This is a genomic window from Cohnella fermenti (genome assembly GCF_004801405.1).
GTDB classification, from domain to species: domain Bacteria; phylum Bacillota; class Bacilli; order Paenibacillales; family Paenibacillaceae; genus Cohnella; species Cohnella fermenti.
In genome coordinates, this window is sequence record NZ_SSOB01000011.1 from 1 (window position 1) to 23,302 (window position 23,302).

Below are 23,302 nucleotides of genomic sequence, written 5' to 3' on the forward strand. Positions count from 1 at the left end.
CGAGCCCCGCGGGGGAGTCCGAAGCGGCACCGGTCACGCTGATCGCAGTGTCGGATGAAGCCGCTTGGAACGACTCGATGAGAGGAGCGGACTTATCGACGACGAAGCTGACGGAGCGCTCGACCGTATCCGTTCCGTCGTCTACAGCGAACTTTATGGTATGCGTACCTTCGGATAATGTACTGAGGTTGATTGCATTAAAGCTGACCAACTGTTCCGTTGCAGTGTTAGAGATTCTCTTAGTATCTCTTGGCGAGGCCTCCGAATCGATAAAGTACTTGATAGTGAGGTTCCCATTAATCGTATCGCGTACCTTCACCGTTGGAACAAAAGCGGTATCCAAGTCACTCAGCATTTGTTCGTTCATCGGTGTGACGATCTCCAGTTTGGAAGATTGAACCGGGATCTGTAGAACTCTGCACATAGAATTCCAATCGCAAATCAAGAACATTGCGTTATCGGGGTCGCCTGCGTTTCTAGCTGATAAAACTCTCTTAATTTTAGCTCCAGCATTGTATGTTGACGCCTGCTTTAGGATGTTGCCATTGCTTCTATCTATAATGGTGTACTTGACTCCGCCGCCTGCCGGGTCCGGGATTGCTACAGTCGCGTAATTTCCGTTCAAACTCGTAGCATATTCAGGCGGTTCCACATAAGAATATGTATTCCCAACCAATGAAGTTGGGAAATAAACTTTATTCGGCAGCGGCACGCTCAATATTACATTTCCCGACGAATCCGTTTCCTTATATGTTATATCGCCTTCGTAGTACGTCCCCTCTCCTGTACCTAGCGGCCCCGCAGGCCATCCGACGACAACATAGGAGAATCCGGTACCATTGTACTTAATTGCATCCGGAGAATACGCAGAGTATGAACTCTTTAAGTCATCCGCCGGGAACTTCCCATCCGTACCTTCAATTAGTCCCGAGAGGCTCCCTGTATCTGGATCGAAGTCCTCGTAATAGACTGCGTATCCTCCTCCGCTGGTCGCTATCGAAGTGTAAATACGGTTTCCGACTTTAATCGTTTGAGTTGCCGGACTGAATGCATAGGAGTTCAACGGACGAGTCGTATTGTTTGTCGGAGAAGCGCTGTAGCTGTTCCAGTTCGTCCTGTCATCCGTTCCTGCAAAAAATCCCCCTTGTGTGGCACTTAACGCTTCGGCAAGGCGAGAAATATACAGCACCTTCGCTCCGTCCGTTTTAGTAAGGAAAACACCGTCCAAGTCGCCGATTTTCTCCAGATTAAAATTGTAGTAGCCCGCCGTAAGCGCCCCGGAATCTTCCAGTGTACTTGAATACACATAGGATCGCCCATCATTCCAGAGAGCAGCGGCATAGGCAGAGAATGGTCTCCCTTGGTCATCGACACCAAGAGATCCCATTCCTCCCCACGCGATTTGAGATAGGGACAAATCCGTATTTATTTTGGAGCCGCCGGGAATGTAGTAGTTCCCCCTGGCATATACCAAATCTTTTTTCCCATAATAAGTGAATCTTTGGGTGCCTTCTGTGTACTTAGGGAAAACCGCTTGTTTCTGAAACACCTTAACCTTTATATAGGGGGTTGAAGTCGTAATCGTATCCAACACCGTTTCACTGGTTGATCTATTGATAAAATCATCCCAGGCCCCGACCAGGTTCACCTCGTTATAGGAGTAATCCATGGTCCAAACTTCCACTCTATACGACATTAACGGATCGTAATCCCATTGCCATCTCATGGAAGGATTCGACGAAGGATACACACTGATAGTGGAAGAGTAATTATTTACATTCATCGTTTGGATTAGTTGATTATTCGAGTAAATCCGTGCATCGCTATAGCTTCCAAACGTCTTGATCAAGGTCCAACTTATATCTGCTGCCTCCGCTCTTCTATTCACGTAATCTTTAAGCGGCGTGACAGCCCCTATGAACTCAAGAACAAGCAAAACAATCAACAAGCATGAAACTATTTTTTTCATTCTCAATGCCCCTTAGAGTGCTTTTCCGCTATTCCACCAAATAAGCAACCTTGGTATTCTCGTTCGTCTTGGCCAAGAACACGACCGTGTTGACGAACGTTTTATTCACATTAACAGCTTCAATAACGATCTCCCCCGGTACGAATCGGGTGACCGTCATGTTCGTCCCTTCGATCGGACCGGCTTGCCGTTCTGCGACCGAAGTCAACCCGCTTAGATCCAGCACTTCAAGGGACTTCGCATCGTAGGTGATCGTGATCGTTCGACGCGTAACTCCGTAGCTCTGAGGCACGGCTATCAGCAGGTTAAACTTATTGTCTTTCCCCGGATTGACGACGATTTCGGGAATTGTGCTCTTTGTATATTTTTCCGACCATTCACTTGCACCGCCCGAATTAATCGTTCTCACGCGGAACACATGCATCGTATTGGCTTTAAGACCTTTAAAGACGTAGTTGGGAACCTCCGAGGCCGCAGAGGCAACTCTGGCAACAACCTTGCCGTCCATCTCCACGTCGTAGCTGCTGCTTCCCGATACGGTTGACCAATAAAGCGTGATGGCTTCGGTTGTCGCAGTCGCGTAAAGAATTGTCGGCACGTTCGATTTCACGATTACGACAACCGCCTCGCTCCACTCGCTATAGCTTTCGCCCGTTTTGGCCCTGACCCTGTAGGTATGCGACGATCCGGGAACCAACCCTTTATGGAGATACAGCTTGTTCGCTGCGTTGTCGACGACAGTCCCATCCACTTCAATGTCATAGCCGGATGCCCCGTCGACCTCATCCCACTGGAGCTTGATCTCCGTGCTGAACGACTCTACTTTCGTAATAACAGGTGTCCCCAAGCCCGTCATTCTCCGATAGGTCTCGCTCCATTCCCCGACCAGATCCGCACTCTTCGCTCTCACGCGGAAAATATGCCAGGTGTTCGGAGTTAAGCCGCTAAGAGTAAATTCCGTTACATTCCCAACTTCGACAAGCTCTCCATCGACGGCGAGCTCGTAACCCGATGCCCCGTCGAGAACATCCCAAGAGATGGTTATCGAATCCGAATTCGATAACAGCTTGATATTCGCCGGAATGCCCAGTCCTGTCGTTTGAGTAATCGGTTCGCTCCACGGTCCATTCCCCGCCGCCGTCACGGCACGTACCCGATAAGTATGTTGGGAATTAGGCGCCAGACCTTCATGGACATAAGATAAGCTCAATCCATTCGAGATGACCTTGCCGTCCGCCTCAATGTCATACCCCGCAGCGCCGATGACCCGATCCCACGTAACGGTAATTTTGTTGGAAGCGGCCGCAGCGCTTAAGTTGACAGGCACTGCTGATAGAGTTGTCCGGATGAGCAAGTCGGTCCAATTCCCCTTAATGCTTCCGTTAACCGCGCGAACGCGATAAGTATGTTCGGTATTGGAATCCAATTCGGCATGAATATAAGCCGCAGCGAGCCCGTTCGACACAACGACTCCATCGACTTCGACCTCGTATTCCGTCGCCCCCGATACTTCCTCCCACTCCAGTCTGATCTCCGCATTCCCGACCGTCGCATGCAAGCTCTGCGGAATGGAAGGCAGCGTCGTTACCGCTACAATCTCGCTCCATCCGCTAGTTCCTTCATCATTAATGGATCGAATTCGATACGTATGAGACGTATTGGGCAGCAAGTCCCGATGAACATATTGGGTTTGATAAACAGGGTCCAATACAACCCCATCCACTTCCAGGTGATACCCCGTCGCTCCCGAGACCGCATCCCATGAGAGCGTAATGGTCGTATCCGTTGCCGCTGCGCTCAAGGCGGCCGTTAAGCCGGGCAGCGTCGCCTTCGAGACGATCGGGCTCCATTCCCCGTAGCCGCTGCTATTCTTGGCCCGAATTCGATAGGTTCGCTGAAGGTTGGAATTGAGACCGGTCTCCGTATATTCCGTCGAATTGCCGTTATCAATGACGTTGTTATAGGTCTCAATATCGTACCCCGTGGCTCCCTGTACCTCGTTCCATTGAAGGGACACGGAGCTGCTGGTCGATTGCGTGCGAATGTTCTGAGGAACTCCCGGCAGCGTCCACAAGGACGAAGCCGTCGACCACTCTCCTTTAATATCGCCGCCGTTCGCTCTGACTCTGTAAGTATGCTCGGTTCCCGAAGTTAGCGGATCATGGACGAACGAATCGACTGCTCCCAGCGGGTAAACGATTCCGTCCGCTTCTACCTCATACCCGTCGGCATTAAAGGACTGCGACCACCGCACGGTCATGTCCGTCGAGGAGGGGAATGTCGCCGCAAGAGGTGCGGCAAAAGGCTTCAACTGGTTCTGCGGAATGAGATTATACGACTCCAAATCGCTCTCCCAATACAGCGCCGCCTTGGGCTGACCTCCTAAGTTGGCGTAATCCATCCGAATCTCATAAGGCACGCCGGCTTCCAAATCCAATTCTCCGGTAAATCGATTGGTTCCATTGCCTGCATCCGTCCATCGATCAATGAGCAACACATCGTTCACCCACAGCTTGACGCCGCCCTTCGCCTCGGTCGTGAAGCGGTAATGTTCCGAATAACGGGCCTGAAGAAGCCCCGTCCATCTTGCAGAGAAGATGCCGTCGTCGAGCCCGGCGGAAGTAATCGGGGATTGCAGACTAATGTCTATCTGCGGATCGAGCGAAGTGATTCTCTCCCCGCTTAAATCCGCTTCGGAGTAATACTCCGCCTTTAACCCGTAAGAAGTAATCTTCAGCTTCGTCCACCCGCTGCTCCCTGCTCCCGTATGTACGGTGGGAAGCTTGTTGGAATTGATGTTGCCTCCAACCGACAATACGCCGCCTGTATCGATCTGCAACTGATCGTTGACCTGCACGTCATCCCGTACGAACATATCCCCGTTATTCACGACGATATTAGCGGTTTGGTTATTGGATACCAGAGCACCGACCATCATCTCATTCTCGATAGTCATCCATACCTTCGTATTAATATGAAGGCTGTTCTGAACGATCAATCGACTCGCCCCTACGTTAAGCGAACCGTTGTTGTAGATTAATTCTCCCGCAGCGAAATCCCCGTCTGCGAGAACGCTCGAATCGCTGTTGAGATGCATTGAGCCCTTCACCCACAGGTTGCCCGCCCCAGTCATCGTGGACATATTCGGAGCCTTAACGGTTAAAGACAGATTGGTGTTGCCATTAATGCTGCCATTGACGACCATGGCCCCGTAGACAGTGATGGATAGATTACGGTTCGAATTGATACCGTCAACGATAAGAAATACCGGTTTATCCGCCGAACCCAACGTAACGGAAGACTCTAAATTCAGGTAACCGCTCTTCAGATATACGATAGAGTCCGCACTATTTGCAATTGCCGCGGCCAAGCCTTGAGCGTCACAGCCTGAGCAAGATTTAGCCTGTTGTTCCGCCAACTGCTGGATTTGTTGCAGAGACTGCAATTGAGCGTCCAAATACCCGCCGATCGTATCCTTAAGCCCGCTTGCCTTGATAAAAGGAAGGGTTTGGTGCACGTTGCTTTGATTGCCTTCAAGAATGATTTTGTCTCCTGGAATCTTGTTCTGAATCGCCGGCAGCCCGATGTACGGAAGGTCCATATTTACCGTTTGAGGTTGCACCGGATCGATCGTAATTCGGCTAACGTAGGTTTGGCTCGACTCTTCGTTTCCCCGCAGCGTCAATTTTCCGTCCTTGACGCTGATCTTCTTCTGAACCGTGTCCCGTTCTCCCGCATTCAGAACCTTATGGTCCCATAACAGCGTATTTTCCACGAATAACGTATTGTCGCTCTCATAGACGGCACTGCCTACGCTCACCGATACTTGATAGGAACCGTTCGGGAGCGCAACCTCCCAAGCCCCGTTCGCCAAGACCGGGATGGAGCTGTCGGCATCAGGCGCATATACGCTGGCGACCACGGAAGTATCGCTCTCACCGGTCGTATCATAAACAGTATCCGTAATCGAGCCTTCGTCCGAAGGTTCATACACGGGCTCCGATACCGGAGCAGCAACTGCCGAAGTATGGTCGAAGTTCCAGCCGTATGAATATCCATTGCGATCCCCGTATACTTCACCGTAATCAGGCAAGGTGCCTTCTTCGACCGCAATAACCGGAGATTGGAAGCGAATATCCAGGCTAGGCACGGACGTGTCGGCAGAAACCGGCTGCGCCTGCCATGGGATTCCCCCTGTTAGCAGCAGTGTGAGACAAACAAGTCTGGCAATCCATGCAGTAAACTTTCCATTCATTCAATGATTCCCCCTACTAGAATCTGGTCCCAGAAAAACAAAAAAACCACTCAAACCGGCAACCCGGCTACCCTAACAATCTCGTTTGTTGCGACGATTGTCTTAGGCCCGTGGCTTTGCGCCCCTGTCTTTCGGTCAGGTTTGCCTTTTTCAATTAAGTTGGTTTCTGAATAAACTCATTACCAAATAACTAATTCGAAATATGTTTATTCTACATTTTTCGCTAAATTCCTTCAATTACCTTGGGTAAATTTTCCGTTTACATTGCCGAAGGCAATAAGAAAAGCGGCCCCGACGGAGCCGCTCGTTCTTCTTGAAGTCACAACAGTCTGCTCAGCGCAATCCCCGCCAGCAACGCGCTGCCGACCGGGATGCATTCCTCGTGCAGCGTGAACTTCGGGTGATGCAGGCCGTACGCCTTCTCGGCATCGCGCTGCGGGCCCGATCCGAGCCAGAAGAAGCAGCCCGGCACCTGCTCCAGGTACAGCGAGAAGTCCTCGCCCGCCAACGTCGGCTCGGCCGCGCCGCGATTGTCCACGCCGATGATCTCGTCGATCGCCGCGTCGACGAACCTCGTGTTGTCAGCGTGATTGACGAGCACGGGAACCTGCCGGATATACCGCAGCTCCGCAGAGCAGCGGTGGGCGGCGGCGATGCCTTGCACGATGCGCTCGAGCGCGTCCGGCAGCCGCTCCTGCACGGCAGGATCGAACGTGCGGATCGTACCGATCAGCTTGCACGTCTGCGGGATGACGTTGTTCGCCTCGCCCGCATGGATGGAGCCGATCGTGACGACAACCGGGGCGAACGGCGACACTTCGCGGCTGACGAGGCTCTGCAGCGACTGGATAAGCGCGGCGGCGCAGACGATCGGGTCGATGCCCTGATCGGGAATCGCGCCGTGGGCGCCCCGGCCCTCCACCTCGATCTCGATCCGGTCGACCGACCCCATCATCGGGCCGCTCCTCGTCGCCACGCGTCCGGCGGGAAGCGTCGGCAGGTTGTGCAGGCCGTAGATCTCGGCCACGCCGTCCAGCGCTCCCTCGCTTAACATCGCCCTCGCCCCGGCGTTGATCTCCTCGGCCGGCTGGAAGAGCAGCCGCACGACTCCGGCCATGCGGTTGCGTTCCTTCATTAGAATCTCCGCCGCCCCGAGCAGAATGGCGGTATGCGCATCGTGCCCGCAGGCGTGCATGACGCCGGGCCGCTCCGAGGCGAAGTCGACCTCCGCCTCCTCCTGTATGGGCAGCGCGTCCATGTCGGCGCGCAGTGCGATGACGGGCCCCGGCTGGTCGCCTGCAATATCTGCGACGATGCCGTGGCCGCCGATGCCGGAGCGGAAGGGGATGCCGAGCGCGGCGAGCTGTCGGGCGATCTCGCGGGCGGTGTAGCCCTCGTCCCCGCTCAGCTCGGGACGGCGATGGATCTCCCGGCGCAGCGCAATCCACTTGCCCGAATTCTCGCGGGCATCCGCCAGCAGCAATGGAGTGCATTCATGAATGGAGTCCGTCACTCCTGCTCCCCTCCCTTCTGCTCATCCTTGGGTTCGTCCTTGGGTTCGTTCTTGTTCCCATACAGCTCCTTCATGATTCGGCGGCCGGTCGGCGTCTGGGCGAGGCCGCCCTTCGCCGTCTCGCGATGCTTCTCCGGCATCGCGGAGCCGACCTCGAGCATGACGCCGATCACCTCGTCGGATGGAATCGCGCTGCGGACACCGGCGAGCGCCATGTCCGCGGCGGCAAGCGCCGTCACGGCGCCGAAGCCGTTGCGCACGATGCACGGAATCTCGACGAGCCCGGCGACCGGATCGCAGATGAGGCCGAGCGAGTTCTTGAGCGCCAGACCGACGGCATGCATCGCCTGCTCGGCCGTGCCGCAGCGCATCTCGACGAGCGCGCCCGCGGCCATGCCGATCGCGGAGCCGACTTCGGCCTGGCAGCCGCCTTCCGCGCCGGAGACGAACGAATTGTTGGCGATCACGTAGCCGATCGCCCCGGCGGCGAACAGGCCGCGCACGAGAACGTCGTCGTCCCAGCCGAACCGCTCCTGCGAGCTGACGAACACGCCGGGAATGATGCCGCACGAGCCCGCCGTCGGCGTGGCGATGATGCGCCCCATCGAGGCGTTCACCTCGGAGACGGCGAGCGCATAAGCCATGGCGGTCGCGGCTTCTCCCCCAAGCGAGGACTCCCCCGCCGCCGCATAGTCGCCGACGCGCTTCGCATCCCCGCCGGTCAAGCCGCTCCGCGACCTCGTCCCGCCCTGCACTCCCTTGCGGACGGCTTCCTTCATCACCTGGTAGTAGACCGTCATCTGCTTCACGACCTGCTCCTCGGCCGCTCCGCTCTCCCGGGCCTGATCCGCGATCATGATGCCGGCTATCGTCTCCCCTTCGTCCTCGCACAGCTTCCTTAATTGAGCCAAGCTGGCAAATCTCATTCGATCCCATCCTTCTTCGCCGCGAGATCGATCAATCGGACTCGGCGGACGCCCGCGATCGCCGCGATCCGCTTCAGTTCCTCGTCACCCGGAAGCTGATCGCACTCGATGACCGTCAGCGCAGCTCCGTTCCGGGATTCGCGATCGACCTGCATATGGCTGATGTTGACCTGCGCGCCCATCAGAATGGCGGACATCTCCGCGATCATGCCCGAGCGGTCCGCATGGAAGACAAGCAGCGTCGGCTGGATCGCCGAGAACTTCACGTCGAAGCGGTCGATGCCGACGATCTCGATGTTGCCGCCGCCGATCGAGCAGCCCTTCACCCGGACCTCGCCAATGGCGCCGCGAAGCAGCAGCGACACCGTGTTCGGGTGAACCTCGGGTCTGGTCTCGGCCCGGAAGCTCACCTTGAGGCCGCTCTCTTCGGCCAGCCGCAGCGCATCCGGTATCCGCTCGTCGTCGGTGCCGTAATCGAGCAGCCCCGAGACAAGCGCCACGTCGGTGCCGTGTCCCCGGTACGTCTCCGCGAACGAGCCGTACAGCGAGACGACCGCCTCGAGCGGAGGCTCGCCGAGCGCCTGCCTCGCCGAGCGGCCGATTCTGGCGGCCCCCGCCGTATGCGAGCTGGAAGGCCCGATCATGCTCGGGCCGATAATGGAGAATACGTCCTTGAAGCGCATTGTCGCATCGCCTGACTTCCCATCGTGCTAACTTCTTTGCGTCTTATCCTTCTTACATAATTTCGACTGCATATCGCGGCCAGCGGCCAGACCGTCCCGCGTTCAGAACGACTGGCTTCCAATTGAAACCCCCTATATAAGCCGAACTAGAGAACTTAACAGACTCCCCTGTCACGATGCCCCGCGCAATGTGGACGCAGGTCACGAAATGTAGTCGGAATTTCATGTTTATTCATTCGTTTGGGGCGCAGACGAAGCCAACGCATATGAAATTTCACATACATTCGGCGAAATCGCGGCTGGATCGGGCAACGAATATGAAATTTCACATACATTCGGCGGAATTGCGCGGTTGGCCACGGATTGTAGTCGGAATTGCTTGCTTATTCGCTCGCCCCGGACAGCAGGTCAAGAGCTTCCGGTCCGCAACGATACGCGGTTTTAACTTACCGGGTTAGCTTCATTCGTTCAGCTTATATAGTTCAACTCATATAGCGTCCCGTCTTCCCGGCGTCCCATCCACTTATTCGTCCGCGAGCCATTCCGCCAGCCCGGCCGCGACGAACGCGTCGTCGTTCAGGTGCGGATACATCGCATACATCCGGTCGATCTCCTCGCTCTGCCCCGGCGAGAGCTGCTCGTGCGGATTGAGGCACCAGGTTCCCTTCATCAGGCCTTGGCGGACAAGCACCTCGTGAATGCCCGGAATGCAGCCCGCGAAGAGATGCGCCGGATCGAAGAAAGCCGCGTTCGTATCGGTCACCTGAACGGCGCGGGTCATCCATTCCGCCGCAATCGTCTCGTGATCGCGAACGCGCTTGACTTCCTCGAGCAGCTCGACCGCCCGCCGCGTCCACACCGCCCAATGCCCGAGCAGACCTCCGACGATTTTTTTCTCCACTTGTACGCCATCCACCTCGAACCGATACGTCGTCAGCAGATCGACCACGATGTTGTCGTCGTTGCCCGTGTACAGCGCGATCTCGTCGCGACGGGAGGAGGAGATGACCGCCCTCGCCACGTCCAGCGTCTGATAACGGTTGAACGGCGCCATCTTGATCGCGACGACGTTCGGAATGTCCGCAAGCCCCCGCCAGAACTCATAGGTGAAAATCCGGCCGCCGACGGAAGGCTGAAGATAGAAGCCGATGACCGGCATTCTCGTCGCCACCGCCCGGGTCCGCTCGAGCAAGTCGCTCTCCGTCCAGTCCTTCAGCCCGCCCATGCTCAGCAGCGCCGCGTCGTACCCATGCTTCAGCGCCACATCAACCTCTCGCAGCGCCTGCTCGGTTGGCCCGCAGATGCCGGCCACCTGGATGAACGGACGATCAAGGTTCGACTTGCGCACCTCCTCCGCCGCCATCGCCAGCACCGTCTCGAACAGATTGTGCTCGGGATCGCGAATCTCGAACTGCGTGGAATGAACGCCGACCGCGATGCCTCCGGCTCCGGATGCGAGGTAATAGCGGGACAATGCACGCTGGCTGGCTTCGTCCAGCTTGCGCTCCTCGGTCAGCGCGAGCGGATGCGCCGGAATGACGAGCCCGTCGTGCAGCGCCGCCAGCAGCTCGGGGGACAGCTTCTTCGTCCTCTGAAGCCTTTGTTGTCCGTGCTGTCCCTGTTGTTCGTGTTGTCCTTGTTGTCCTTGTAGTCCCTGTTGTCCGTGCTGTCCCTGTTGTTCGTGCTGTCCCTGTTGTCCTTGTTGTCCGTGCTGTCCTTGTTGTCCTTGTTGTCCTTGTTGTCCCTGTTGTCCCTGTTGTTCGTGCTGTCCCTGTTGTCCTCGCTGATCTTGCATTCCTTGTGCCATCGCTCAGAAGTTCCCCTTTCTCTCCTGGAAGTGAGTCGGCTTGTTCCACGTCGCGCCGCCCTCCTGCACCCACTCGGCCGTCCAGTCGATCATCTGCAGCAGCGGCACGCGCGGGTAGCCGAACAGTTGGTGCGACTTGGTCGCATTGTTCAGCAGCGCCGTCTCCGATTCCGTTCCCGTGAACAGCGCTTCCTTGCCGAGGCGCCTCGCGAATTCCTTCGCCGCCCAACGGATCGACATCGTCTCCGGTCCCGTGATGTTGATGACGGTCGGCGGGCTGCTGCACTGCGTCAGACAGCGGATCGCCATCGCGTTGGCGTCGCCCTGCCAGATGACGTTCGCGTAGCCCATCGTCAGATCGATCTCGCGGCCTTCGTTGACCGCCTTCGCCAGCTCGAGCAGCACGCCGTAGCGCATGTCGATCGCGTAATTCAGCCGGTACATCGTCATCGGCGTGCCGTTCTTGTGCGAGTGATACTCGAAGATCCGCTCGCGGCCGAGCGTCGACTGCGCATATTCGCCAAGCGGCTCCGGAGCGACCTGTTCGGATGCCCCGCCGCTGGCGACCGGCTGGAACGGATAGATGTTGCCCGAGGAGAAAACAACGATGCGAGACTCCTTGAACTTCTCCGCGACGCGCCCCGGCAGGTACGCATTCATCGCCCAGGTGAAGTGCTCCCGCCCCTTCGTCCCGAACTTGTTGCCCGCCATGTAGATGACGTTCTCGACGTTCGGCAGCGCGCGAAGCGCATCGTCGTCCAGCAGCTCGCAGGAGATCGTCTCGACGCCCGCTTCCTCCAGCTCCCGGCGAGCCTCGTCATTGGAGAACCTCGATACGCCGATCACCCGTTTATGCAGCCCGCCCTCGCGGATCGCGTTCTTTGCGAGCCTGGCGAGACTCGGACCCATTTTGCCGCCGACGCCCAGCAGCACGATATCGCCCGGGATGTTCGCCAGGTCCCGCACCAGCGCTTCGGACGGCTCCGCCAGCTTCGCTTCCAATTGTTCGATCGTTCTCATTCGTCCAGCTCCCTTCGTGTCCGTTGCCCTGCTATCAGCATACGTCTCCAAGGGATATAAAGACAGGAGATTAAATCGTCTTTAAATAGAGCGGAACAGCCTACAGCGACTTGCCCATCAGAAAAGTAAACCGGTAAACCTGACGCGGACGGCCCTTCGGCATCTTCTCGTACCCGGCGATGTCCACCAGGCGGCCGTCGATCCACTGAAGCAATAGGCGGTGGGCGCTGCGGACGGTGATGCCGAGCAGCTCGGCCAGCTCATGCACCTTGTACTCGTACTTGCCGGTCTTCGCCATGTGCTGCAGCAGCTTGCTCAGGTACGCGCTCGTCATGCCGGCTTCCTCCGCCCGCTTGATCAGCTCCGCATCGGTCGGCGAGAGGATCGCCTGCACCGGGTCCGCCATCTCGAGCGGCCCGATCAGCGTCGCGTCCTCGCGGATGATGAAGCATGCGTTGCCTCCCGCCTCCTTCGCCTTGCGCAACGCGCTGCGGGCGTTCGTCCCGGCATCGTTCGCCGACGTGCCGAAGCCGATCCCGACGCTGAGCGAGAGACCGTAGCTCGTATAGGCGTCCTTGGCCAGCGGAATCGTCTTATAGCCGCCGGTCTCCCTCTCGAAGATGCCTCTTGTGGTGAGAAAAAGATATTCGTCGCCGCCCAGAGCCGTCAGGTACCCATCGAGCAGCTCCACGTAGTTCAGCACCATGCGGTGGATGTCCAGCTTCAGCTTCTGCACCTCGTGCTCGCTTGTCCGCTTCATCGCGAGCTTGCCGAAGTCGTCCACGTTGATCATCCCGACGACGATCTGCGACTCCTTGCCGCGGCGCGATTCGGTCGACAGCAAGGCCCGCTCCAGAATAACGATGATGTCCTGATCCGAGGGCGCGATTCGCTCGCACGGGATCGCCAGCTCCTGCAGCCGCTTCGCCGCCTGCTCCGCGCCCGTGAACGCCGCCCGGCATTGGCCGGACTCGGCAAGCTGTCGGTGATACGCAACCAACTGCTCGGGGGAAGCGTACGCCGGACCGTCGTAGACGAACACCTTCGTCTCCTCGAGCCCCAGATCGGTCAGCGTGCGCATGACCATCGCCTTCGTCAGCGAATCGACGGAGATGCCGCCGTCAAGCCTCCCCGCGCGGAACGCGGCGAACAGCGCCTTGTACAACCCCGCCCCGTTCAGCGGCACATGGAACGTCGGCACGCTCGGTGCGGCGCTCAGCTTCACCGCCCGGCCGGGCAGCGCGCCGGACAGCACAAGCGCCTCGACCTCAGGGCCGACTTCCTCTGCGGCTTGAACGGCCTCGCGCTCGTTCGCCGCCGCCCGAGCGACCGGCTCGAACGTCGGGAACGACTTGATCACCCGCAGGACTTGCCCAATGAACGCTTCCGTTCCGATAATTCCGACTTTGATTCGCATGAAGCGAGGCTCCCTTCCGGCCTCCGCGGAGCGGACGGCCGACCACACATTCCGAATTTCAAGCTTGCTATGGAATCTATCATACTTGAATAGGCGCAAGAGGTTCAAGGAGCCGAGGCGGGCGGCTTCACTCCCAGCGTCGATTCCCTTGCGACCAGGCGATGCGGGACGATCCGCGATCGGGGAGTGGGAGCTTCTCCCTCGCAGAGCCGCAGCAGCAGATCGACCGACGCGGTGCCGATCTGGTCGATGCCGACGTCCAGGCTTGTCAAGGAAGGGATCGTCCAATCGGCTATGGAGCTGCTGTTGAACGCGACCAGCGCCAGCCGCTCCGGCACGGGAACGCGCAATTCGACGAGCGTGCGGAGCACGAAGATGCCGAGCCGATCGTCTCCGACGATGAGCGCGGTAGGCGGATTCGGCTGCCCCAGGAACAGAGACAGCGTGCGAAGGGCGCCGAACGACAACCCGTCGCCTTCGAGCAGCCACATCTCCGCGGGCTCGACGCCGATCTCCCTCAGCGCCTGCTCGTAGCCTTCGAGCCGATCCCACGACGAGGTCAAGCCCCGCGGCCCGAGGACGAAGCCGATCCGGGCATGGCCCAGCTCCGCAAGATGGCGGACGGCCTCCCTCGCTGCGAGCCGGTTATCCGTGTCGACGGAAGGCACTCGCTCCCGGAACTGATGCCTTCCGATCCGAACGAACGGAAGGGACGACTCCTCAAGCCGATCGAGAAGCGGATCGTCCTCGCCCGAGCCGAACAGAACAACGCCGTCCACCCGCTTCCCCTGAAGGAGACGATCCAGCGAGGACAGCTCCTCGAGCATCGATTCCCCGCTCGCCAGCAGCAGATCGTAGCCGGAGCGCGCAGCCCGGGAACCGATGCCGCGGAGAAGCTCGGGCAGCAGCGCATGGGAATCCCCGTACGCCGCCGTGCGGGACAGCATGATGCCCAGCCTCCCGCTGGCGCCGTTAACGAGCCCGCGGGCCGCTGAGTTGGGATAATAGTCCAACTCAGCCAGCGCCCGACGGACCCTCCGCCTCGTCTCTTCGCTGATCCTCCCCTCGTCCGACAGAACTCGCGATACGGTAGAAGGAGCGACTCTTGCCCGCCTGGCCACCTGCCGGATCGTGACGGGTCGCTTCATCCCTTCGTCGCCCCTGCCGTCAAGCCTTCGACGAGGTAGCGCTGCAGGAACAGGAACAGAAGCGTTACCGGAACCGCAACGAGCACGGCGCCCGACGCGAACAGCGTAAACTCCGTCGAATTGCGTTGGCTGACCATCTTGTACAGCCCGACGGCGAGCGTGCGCTTCTCTTCCGTTCTCAAGATCAGGTCGGCGAAGATGAAGTCGACGAACGCCCCGTTAAAAATCATCAGGCTGGCATAGGTAAGCATCGGCGTGGACAGGGGGACGATTACGGCGAGGAACACCTTCATGTGGCTCGCGCCGTCGATCCTCGCCGCATCCTCCAGGCTTCGCGGGATCGTGTCGAAGAAGCCCTTGGCCACGAACATGTTCGCAATGATCGAGCCGGAGCTGTACACCAGAATAAGCGCCCCGTGCGAATCGAGCAGGCCGATCGCGTTGAGCATGACGAAGATGGCGATCATCGCCATGAAGCCGGGGAACATCTGAAGCACGAGAAAGGCTTTAAGCGTCGCCTTGCGGCCGACGAACCGGTACCGCGAGATGGCGTAAGCGGATATCAGCAGCAGGAATGTCCCGAGCACCGTCGAGCATACCGCCACCTTAAGCGTGTTCAGGAACCAACGGGGATACATCGTCGTCTCGAACAGGTCCCGGTAATGCGCCAAGGTCATCTCGTGCGGAATCAGCGTATCGCTGTACAGGCTGTTCCCTTCCTTCAGCGAGGAGAGAACGATCCACAGCGCCGGATACAAGCTTATGAAGGTCAAGAGGACGAGAATGGCGTACGTCAGCAGCAGCTTCCCGCGATCCGCGAATCGGCTCATTGAATCATGTCCTCCTCCCGGTAAGATCTCGTGCGCGTATAGCTCCATATGGAGAGCGAGCCGACAATCAGGAAGATAAAAATACCGATGACGGACGCGAAGCTGAATTGCGACTGGTTGAGCGCGAGCTTGTACAGCCAGGTCACGAGCAAGTCCGTATGCCCGGCGAATTGATAATGGATGTTGACCGGCTCCCCGTTCGTCAGCAAGTAAATGACGTTGAAGTTGTTGATATTGCCCGCGAACTGCATGATGAGAATCGGCGCCGTCGAGAAGAGCACCATCGGCATCGTGATATAGCGCAGCCTATGATAGGCTCCCGCGCCGTCCGCGTCCGCCGCCTCGTACAGGTCCTTGGGAATTGTCGTCAACACGCCGAAGGCCAGAATCATCGAGATCGGAATTCCGATCCACATGTTGACCATCAGGACGGTCGCCTTCGCCCAGAACGGGTCGGTCAGCCAGGGCAATCCGCCAAGCCCCATTCTCCGCAAGTAATCGTTGATCGGTCCGAATTGATTGTTGAACATGTTCCTCATGACCAATAACGAGACCATGTTCGGGATCGCGAACGGGATGATCAGCGCCGTTCTCCAGAACTTCTTGAACCGGACGCGCGGCTGGTGAATCAGAACCGCGACCAGAATTCCCCCGACATAGGTCGTCGCCGTGGCGATGACCGCCCATACGACGGTCCACAGAAGAACTCCTCCGAACGTATGGCTCCATTGCCGCAAGCGCAGCATCTTCGAGAAGTTGTCCAGGCCGACCCAATCGACCAGCTTGGCCGGCGGCAGAATCGGGTCCGCATAGTTCGTGAAGGCGATCAGAATCGAGAAGACCAGCGGCAGAACGGTTAGAAAAGAAATCGAGACGAACGCCGGAAGCAGAACAAGATACGCGAAGTTCCTCTGCCCCATAGAAGAGAGCGACTGCTTGAAGCTGCGCGCTGCTCCTCCTGCCTCTACCGCTTTGGCCACGAGATAAGCGTCCCTGATATTGAGCACGTAGAAAAAAACGAACAGCAGCGCCGCAACCAGCGCGACGAGCCCCCGGATCATCATGAAGATGGAGTGGTCGCCTTCCACCATCTTCGTCAGCTTCCCGACCTTCACGAAGCCGGTAGGCTGGGTGCCGAGCGTAATCAATCCCTTTAATTCATCCGCCAGCCCGAAGATCAGGGCGTACAGACCGGCGGCTCCCAAGGCGGCGAATACGAAGCCTTTGATCCACTGGCGATTGCTCCATTGCCCCAATCCGCACAGAAGAGCGGACAGAATCGCCGCCGCGGCAGGTTTCCTCATGCTTTGTCCCTCCTTGCCCAACGGGCACGGCGTGGAGACATCCCCGTTCGCGGCCTCGGCCGAGAACGGGGACCGCTCCCGCCCCCGCTTATCCTCTGGATGCCAATCCGTCCTGAATCGTCTTCACCATGTTGTCCAGCGTCGTCTGAATATCAAGGCTCGGATTGTCCCAGAGGGAGATAAACGTTGCCTTCAGCGCTTCCCAGGCGAGGTCCATGCCCGAATTCGACGGCATCGGAGTGGAATGGGCGAACTGCTGAACGAATCCGCTCGTAATCGGATCGCCGGCGATCAGCGGATCTTCTCCGGCTTCCTTGTTCGCCGGAATCGCCCCGGTCATCCGGTAGTTGAGCAGTTGGTTCTCCTTGCTGCTCGCGAAGGAAGCGAACAGGCGCGCCGCTTGCGGATAATTCGAATAGGAATTGACGTAATACGACTTAACGCCCGAGAAGGACATCGCGTCGTTGCCGTTCGGCAGCTTGGGCAGCGGAGCGACGCCGAAGTTGACCGAATCCTTGAAGGCCGCAACGGACCAAGGACCGTCGATATTGAGCGCAAGCTTGCCTTCCTTGAACAACTGCGTCTTGACGTCGTAGGTAATGTCGCCCGCGTTCATCGGCAGAATCTTCTTCAACGAGCGGAGGAATTCGAAGCCCTTCGCCGTGTCTCCCTTGTTCAATCCGATGTCGTTGTCGTCTGCACCGAACAGATAGCCTCCGTACCCGCCGATGAACGGATAGGAGTAATAGCCGACGAACTCCCACATGATCGCGTATTTTTTCTGAGCGGCATCCGTATAGGTCTCGCCGAACTTCAGAACCTCATCCCAGGTCTTCGGAGGCTCCGGGAACAAATCCTTGTTGTAGAACAGCGCATACGTCTCGATCGACTTCGGATAGCCGTACAGAGTGCCTTCGTAGGTCGATGCGTTCAGGGCCGCTTCGACGGACGAAGCCCGCGTCTCGTCCTCGAAGACATCGTTAGGCAGCAGCAGGCCCGCCTTCGCCGCCAGGCCGAGCTGGTCGTGCGGCAGCGTCAGCACGTCGGCCGCCGTCTTCGAAGGACCGTCGGTCGACAGCCGCGTGCCCTGGTCCCCGCCGGCGACGACCTCTACCGCAACCGGAACGCCGTACTTCGCCTCGAATGCCGCCCCGACCTGCTTCATGTACTCGACCTGCTCGCTGGCTTCCCAGACAACCAGCTTCGCTCCGGGCTCGGGCTCAAGGCCCGGTTCTTCTTCGGCGGCCGGACTCCCCTGTGCGGACGGCGATGCCTGAGGCGAAGCCTGGCTCGGCGTCGCACCTTCGGAGCCGCCTCCGTTCGTATTGCCTCCGCATCCCGCGAGCAGCAACGTCGCGGCCAATAACGCGCTTGCCGTTTGAACCGTTCTTTTTCTAAGTGCCATGTGTTGACCTCTCCCTTTGCCAAAATGGATAGAATCGTCGACGGTTCCGCTCCCGATCGCTTCCGGACGCAACAAAAAAAGGGCACATCCTCGACGTTACATTAAGTAACCGAGGATGTACCCTTTTGCGGGTAGCAGGGCCTTCAACTTGGTTCCGATTATAGAATGCAAATAAAAGCGCTTGCAAATGCCATATAGACCGATAAATCCGCTCTGCACGCTTCTTCTCTTCCTTTTCCTTCCGTTCGCTCTTTGTTTTATTCTTTTTATGGGTTTTTCCCTTTATTTTACTTTGATGATCTTTGGGATACGTGTCGAACTATCGCAGCGGCGATTTTATGCGATTTCTCGCATTCGTCGGCTTGGAACCGAATCAACGGAGCGCTCGTGCCCGGAAAGCGAAGCTCGACGCCCGCTCCCTCTACTCCATCGCCTTGCCGACCTCATAATCGTCCAGGTCGATATCGGTCGCCCGGTCCAGAGCCAGCTTCGCCAACTGGCTGCCCAGATATGGGCCGACCGTGAGCCCGGATGAGCCTAGCCCGTTGGCCGCGAGCAGCCCGTCCCAGCCCGGGACGGCGCCGATGATCGGCAGGAAGCCGGGGGTGAACGGGCGGAAGCCGATCCGCATCTCCGCGAACGTCGCGTTGGCCAGCCCCGGTGCAAGCTCCACTCCCTTGTTCAGAACCTCCTGCATTCCGCCGGCAGTGATTCGCGTATCGTACCCTTCGACGTCGTTCTCGTGCGTGGCCCCGATGACGATCCTCCCTTGCTCGAAGGCGAGCAGGTACTGATCGGTCGGCGGCATGATTACCGGCCAATCGCCGGTGGCCGGCTCGTTCGCCAACTGAAGATGCATGATCTGCGCCTTCTGATAGCCGACGCTCAGACGGATGCCAAGCGGCAGCAGCAGCTCTCTCGCCCAGGCTCCGGCGCAGACGATTGTCTTGTCCGCCTCGAAGCGGCGTTCGCCGACCATGGCCCCGACGACTCGCCCGCCTTCCCGGATCAACTTCGCGTCCCCATGGACAAGCGTCGCCCCATGCCGGACAGCCGAGCGGATCAGCGCATCGCGAAGAGCCCGTCCGTCCACGCGGGCGGCGCCGCCGACCCGAACGGCCCGATAGCCTCCGGCCAGCGGCGGGAACGCTTCACGGACCTCCCCCTCGTCCAGCCTCGTTATCTCGCCGATCTCCGGAGCGTCCGTTAGCCGCAAGGTTGCCCTCTCCTCCATCTTGACGATTTTCCCAGGATCGGTATGAAGGCTCAGAGCGCCGACCCGGGCGTAGCCGGTATCGGTCTCCCCTTCCCGCTTAAGCTGCGCGATCAGCTCCGGATAATGCCGCGCGCCGGCCTTGGCCAACCGGTACCACGCCTGATTGCGCCGCTGCGACAGCCAGGGACAGATAATGCCGGCCGCCGCGTCCGTCGCCTGCCCCGCGTCCTTGCGATCGATCAAGACAACCGCCGCTCCTTGCCTTGCCAGCTCGTATGCGGTCGAAGCCCCGAGAATGCCCGCTCCGATGACGATAACTTTGTTCATTCCCCTAATCCTTCCCGTTCTCTATCCGCCTGCTATCCATACTACCATCTTCCGTTCCTCGGATGAAGCATGAATAAAACTCCGCAATTCGGGTAAACTAAAAAATGTCGAACAATATTGATTGTTCGACATTTTGCAGTGCTTTATTCCTATTTGTAAGGATTATATCCTACTTCTGGAATCAGAACAAGACCTCATCTATTAAATGTCTCATACTATCTGCCACGAAATCCGGCGCATTCTTCTGCATCAACTCCACGGTGTGCAGATATCTCTGCGTGGTATTGATCTGCATATGCCCAAGCGTATGCTGAACCTGTTGAAGGGACGCTCCGTTCAGCAGCGCCATCGTAGCATTCGTATGGCGAAGCCAGTGCGGAGTAACCTTCTTGTCGATTCCGCATTCCTTGCAGGCGATCTCGAGAATTCGCTCCACTTGACGGACGGACAAGGGGAATATCCGCTGATCGGTGTCGGCGTTCATGCCGCGAGACTTCAGCTTCGTGCGAATGGCCGGGATATTATGCAGCTTCCATAAGGCCTCCGGAACCTTGACCTGCCGGCTCTTGCCTCCCTTGCCGTTGACGATGCTTAGCCACACCCCGCTGTCCGACGGGCCTTTGATAAAGTCCCCCCAGCCGATCTGAGTCAATTCGGACACCCTCAAGCCGAGTATCGCCATATCCAGCGCCATCATCCAGTCCCGCATGCCTTTCTTGCGGAGGTACTCAAGCAGCAGCGTGAGTTCGGCTTGCGTCAAATAATGATGGCCGCTCGTCACGTGGATTCGCGGCAATCGGACACGAGATGCGGGGTTGTGCGTGAACAAGCCGATATTGGCGTCGCTCCCCCATTTAAAGAAGGAGCGAAGAGGCGCAATTAAACTGGCGACGGCCGAAGGAGACAAGGATTTGGAAGCCTCGTTTCGCCCAAGCAAAGAAGCTTTATAGCGCTCCACGTCATGCCACGTCACGTCCCGCATCGGCTTCGAGCCCATAAACGACCTGAAATTCATTAAGGCCCTTCTATAATTCCGAATGGTATTCGGCCTGTGATAGCCTCCGAGGAAGCATTCCACCATCTGTTCGTCGTCCAGCTCCAAACTTTGACTTATCTCCCGATCTTCTACGGTCCCGACACGCATTCGGCCAGCCTCCCTCTCTGCTTCAAACAATCAATATTGTTCGACATTGGGCCACTGCGCTTCCCCAATAGTGCTAGAAACAAGAATAGGAAGTGACCTTGCCTTGAAAGCTTCTCTTCTCGCCGGTCTTCGGACCTTAGGGCGACAGTTGGATTCCATTACCTTCTCGCATTGCCTGCGAGTGGGCTTGCTTGCGCAAGCCGCGTCTGTTCATCTGCGCATGTCCGACGAAGATCGAAGCAAGTTCGCTCTCGCCTGCTGTTTCCACGACATTGGCAAGCTGCGCATTCCTTCATCGATCCTGATGAAGAACTCGTCTCTCGAACCATTCGAAGCCAGACAATTGCGCGACCATCCGATATATGGGCTGGAATATACCGCCCAGCTTGGATGGAACGATTCGCGCATGCTGGAGACGATCCGCTCTCACCACGAACGGTGGGACGGATCGGGTTATCCGGACGGATTGTCCGGGGAAGGCATCCCGGCCTGGGCCCGCCTGTGCGCGGTGATCGACGCCTATGACGCCATGGTTCAGCCGCGGTCCTACAACTGCGTCAAGTCGATCCCGGAAGCGATGGAAGAGCTGGATCTTCAGCGGAATGCCCACTTCGACAGCGCGTGCATCGACTTGTTCTTCCGCATTCCGAGATCGACCATCGAATCGATTCATTGCATATCTTAGTTCCCAATTCCATATGACAAGGCAGGATGACGACCCATGACTCAAATCCCAACCGGAAGCGCTCTTCCGGGACAGACGTTGGCCAAAGCCGTCGTCAGCAAGAGCGGAATGGTTATTCTCGGGGCCGGAACCCGCTTGACCGAGCATTACATTGCAAGACTTAAGAAGCTTGGCGTTCCTGATATCTCCATACGCAGGGAAGCTCCTCCTTCCCCTTCTCCTTCTCCCCCGGCGCCGGAGGTGCCTTCCCGTCCGCGGGACGGCGGCGGCGACGGCTTCAAGACCTCCCTTGCCGCGGTCAAAGAAGCGGTGGAAGAATTCAAGGACAGCGAAGCGATTCGCAAGCGCTTGTCCGTCCCGATGCTCGGTCAGCGCTTCTTCCGCATCTACGGGCAATTGCTCGACTTGATCGGCCGCCAGCCCGTCATCATGGAGCAATTGGCGGCGCTGCACAGGAAGGACCCGTTCCTGTTCCGGCATGCGATGAACGTCTCCGCTTACTCCGCCATCGTCGGCTTCGCCAACGGATACGGCGAGTCGCAGCTTTACGAGCTGACCTTGTCCGCCCTCTTGTCCGACATCGGGATGACCGGCGTGCCGACGGCTCTGTATGCCAAGTCCGACACGCTGTCGAGGGACGAGAAGGAGCGAATCGAAGCTCATACGCTCGAAGGGTATCAGCAGCTTGTCCGTCTGGAGGGCATCCCCCATACGGCCGCCGTGTGCGCCTTGCAGCACCATGAGAGATACGACGGGTCCGGTTATCCGTTCGGCATCCGGAAGGAAGAGATTCATCCCTATGCGCAGATTATCGGGATCGCCGACATCTACGATGCGCTCGTATCTCCCCGCTATCACCGCAAAGCGTACACTCCCGGCGAAGCGATCGAGTATTTATTGGGATCGGGCGACACATTGTTTAATCTGCCCTACGTCAAGCTATTCGTCAGCCATGTCTCTATCTATCCGGTTGGAACACGCGTTCAACTCAATAGCGGACAAACCGCCGTCATCACATCGGTCGATCCCTCCTTCGTCCAACGCCCCATCGTCAGAATCATTCAGGAACCGGATGGCAGTATCGTTCTTTATCCGTACGAACTCGATTTAAAAGACCGGCTCGAGGTGGTTATCTCGGATATCGTCCAATAGGAGCCGGAACAAAGCCGGAACAAACAAAAAAGACCGTTCCCATAAACAGAACGGCCCTGCGGTCTCGTTGTCAAAACAAAGAAGTGGAATCATCAGGTTCGGCAGCCCGTTCGCAACAGCTTGCTTCAGGAACAGGTCGGCGCCTGCAGCTCGTCCTTGTGCAGCCACTGCTCGGTATGAATGATCAGACAGTATCATTAAGTATATCTTATCCGTTCCTATTGGAAAAGTTAAACTAAATGATCCGGCGAAATATGCTCTACTGCGCGGTGGGCGGAGCGAGGGTGGAGCGAGAGGTGGAGTGAGGGGGGCGAAGCGAGAGATGGTGCGTGTTCCCAGATGACTTTGGCGATTTTATATGAATTTTCACATTCATCGGCTTAAATTCGCAGGCAATCGAGGCGTTTTATGCGATTTTTAGCATATATCCGGCTCCGTTAGCCGGAATTTCCTCCACGAATGCGATTTTTCGCATATAATCGGGCGATGTCCCCGCTTTGG

General features: G+C 57.8%; 16 protein-coding genes and 1 riboswitch. Of the genes, 2 read left to right on the forward strand and 14 right to left on the reverse strand.

From position 1 onward, the window contains the following. The 14 genes from E6C55_RS10305 to E6C55_RS10375 all read right to left on the reverse strand — a co-directional run. Nucleotides 1-1,969 (reverse strand): hypothetical protein (locus tag E6C55_RS10305; protein WP_211093556.1); only part of this gene is annotated, 1,969 nt, incomplete at its 3' end. Nucleotides 1,970-1,997: 28 nt separating this feature from the next. After that, complete coding sequence (locus E6C55_RS10310; RefSeq protein ID WP_136369711.1) at nt 1,998-6,224, reverse strand: fibronectin type III domain-containing protein; 4,227 nt, start codon at nt 6,222-6,224, stop codon at nt 1,998-2,000. A 54-nt stretch (nt 6,225-6,278) separates the two neighbouring features. Then, nucleotides 6,279-6,380: riboswitch (cyclic di-GMP riboswitch) on the reverse strand. 163 nt (nt 6,381-6,543) lie between these two features. Then, a complete protein-coding gene (locus E6C55_RS10315) occupies nt 6,544-7,737 on the reverse strand; it encodes a M20 metallopeptidase family protein (RefSeq protein ID WP_230986634.1) in 1,194 nt (397 codons plus the stop codon). Then, nucleotides 7,734-8,663, reverse strand: a complete 930-nt coding sequence (gene sdaAA / locus E6C55_RS10320; RefSeq protein WP_136369712.1) for an L-serine ammonia-lyase, iron-sulfur-dependent, subunit alpha — start codon at nt 8,661-8,663, stop codon at nt 7,734-7,736. Before sdaAA ends, E6C55_RS10315 begins: the two co-directional genes overlap by 4 nt. Further along, nucleotides 8,660-9,346, reverse strand: a complete 687-nt coding sequence (sdaAB, locus tag E6C55_RS10325) for an L-serine ammonia-lyase, iron-sulfur-dependent subunit beta (protein ID WP_136369713.1) — start codon at nt 9,344-9,346, stop codon at nt 8,660-8,662. The genes sdaAA and sdaAB overlap by 4 nt, the downstream gene beginning before the upstream one ends. A gap of 523 nt (nt 9,347-9,869) precedes the next feature. Next, nucleotides 9,870-11,153: a dihydrodipicolinate synthase family protein gene (locus tag E6C55_RS10330; RefSeq protein WP_230986635.1), complete on the reverse strand. Its 1,284-nt coding sequence runs from the start codon at nt 11,151-11,153 to the stop codon at nt 9,870-9,872. A gap of 3 nt (nt 11,154-11,156) precedes the next feature. After that, nucleotides 11,157-12,173, reverse strand: a complete 1,017-nt coding sequence (locus E6C55_RS10340; RefSeq protein ID WP_136369714.1) for an NAD-dependent epimerase/dehydratase family protein — start codon at nt 12,171-12,173, stop codon at nt 11,157-11,159. A 100-nt stretch (nt 12,174-12,273) separates the two neighbouring features. Beyond that, nucleotides 12,274-13,590 carry a hypothetical protein gene (locus E6C55_RS10345; protein WP_136369715.1) on the reverse strand — a complete coding sequence of 439 codons (1,317 nt, stop codon included), beginning with the start codon at nt 13,588-13,590 and terminating at the stop codon, nt 12,274-12,276. Between the two features lie 104 nt (nt 13,591-13,694). Beyond that, nucleotides 13,695-14,738 carry a LacI family DNA-binding transcriptional regulator gene (locus tag E6C55_RS10350; protein WP_136369716.1) on the reverse strand — a complete coding sequence of 348 codons (1,044 nt, stop codon included), beginning with the start codon at nt 14,736-14,738 and terminating at the stop codon, nt 13,695-13,697. Continuing rightward, nucleotides 14,735-15,568: a sugar ABC transporter permease gene (locus E6C55_RS10355; RefSeq protein WP_136369717.1), complete on the reverse strand. Its 834-nt coding sequence runs from the start codon at nt 15,566-15,568 to the stop codon at nt 14,735-14,737. Before E6C55_RS10355 ends, E6C55_RS10350 begins: the two co-directional genes overlap by 4 nt. After that, nucleotides 15,565-16,872: a carbohydrate ABC transporter permease gene (locus tag E6C55_RS10360; protein WP_136369718.1), complete on the reverse strand. Its 1,308-nt coding sequence runs from the start codon at nt 16,870-16,872 to the stop codon at nt 15,565-15,567. Before E6C55_RS10360 ends, E6C55_RS10355 begins: the two co-directional genes overlap by 4 nt. A gap of 88 nt (nt 16,873-16,960) precedes the next feature. After that, nucleotides 16,961-18,277, reverse strand: a complete 1,317-nt coding sequence (locus tag E6C55_RS10365) for a sugar ABC transporter substrate-binding protein (RefSeq protein WP_136369719.1) — start codon at nt 18,275-18,277, stop codon at nt 16,961-16,963. A gap of 421 nt (nt 18,278-18,698) precedes the next feature. Next, nucleotides 18,699-19,820: an NAD(P)/FAD-dependent oxidoreductase gene (locus E6C55_RS10370; protein WP_136369720.1), complete on the reverse strand. Its 1,122-nt coding sequence runs from the start codon at nt 19,818-19,820 to the stop codon at nt 18,699-18,701. Between the two features lie 181 nt (nt 19,821-20,001). After that, nucleotides 20,002-20,964 (reverse strand): tyrosine-type recombinase/integrase, encoded by a 963-nt coding sequence (locus tag E6C55_RS10375; protein ID WP_136369721.1) that lies wholly within the window; start codon nt 20,962-20,964, stop codon nt 20,002-20,004. 103 nt (nt 20,965-21,067) lie between these two features. Here E6C55_RS10375 and E6C55_RS10380 point away from each other — a divergent pair, with 103 nt between their 5' ends. Together E6C55_RS10380 and E6C55_RS10385 are read left to right on the forward strand one after the other, a co-directional pair. After that, nucleotides 21,068-21,649 (forward strand): HD-GYP domain-containing protein, encoded by a 582-nt coding sequence (locus tag E6C55_RS10380; RefSeq protein ID WP_211093557.1) that lies wholly within the window; start codon nt 21,068-21,070, stop codon nt 21,647-21,649. Between the two features lie 36 nt (nt 21,650-21,685). After that, nucleotides 21,686-22,801: an HD-GYP domain-containing protein gene (locus tag E6C55_RS10385; protein WP_136369723.1), complete on the forward strand. Its 1,116-nt coding sequence runs from the start codon at nt 21,686-21,688 to the stop codon at nt 22,799-22,801. Nucleotides 22,802-23,302 lie beyond the last annotated feature (501 nt).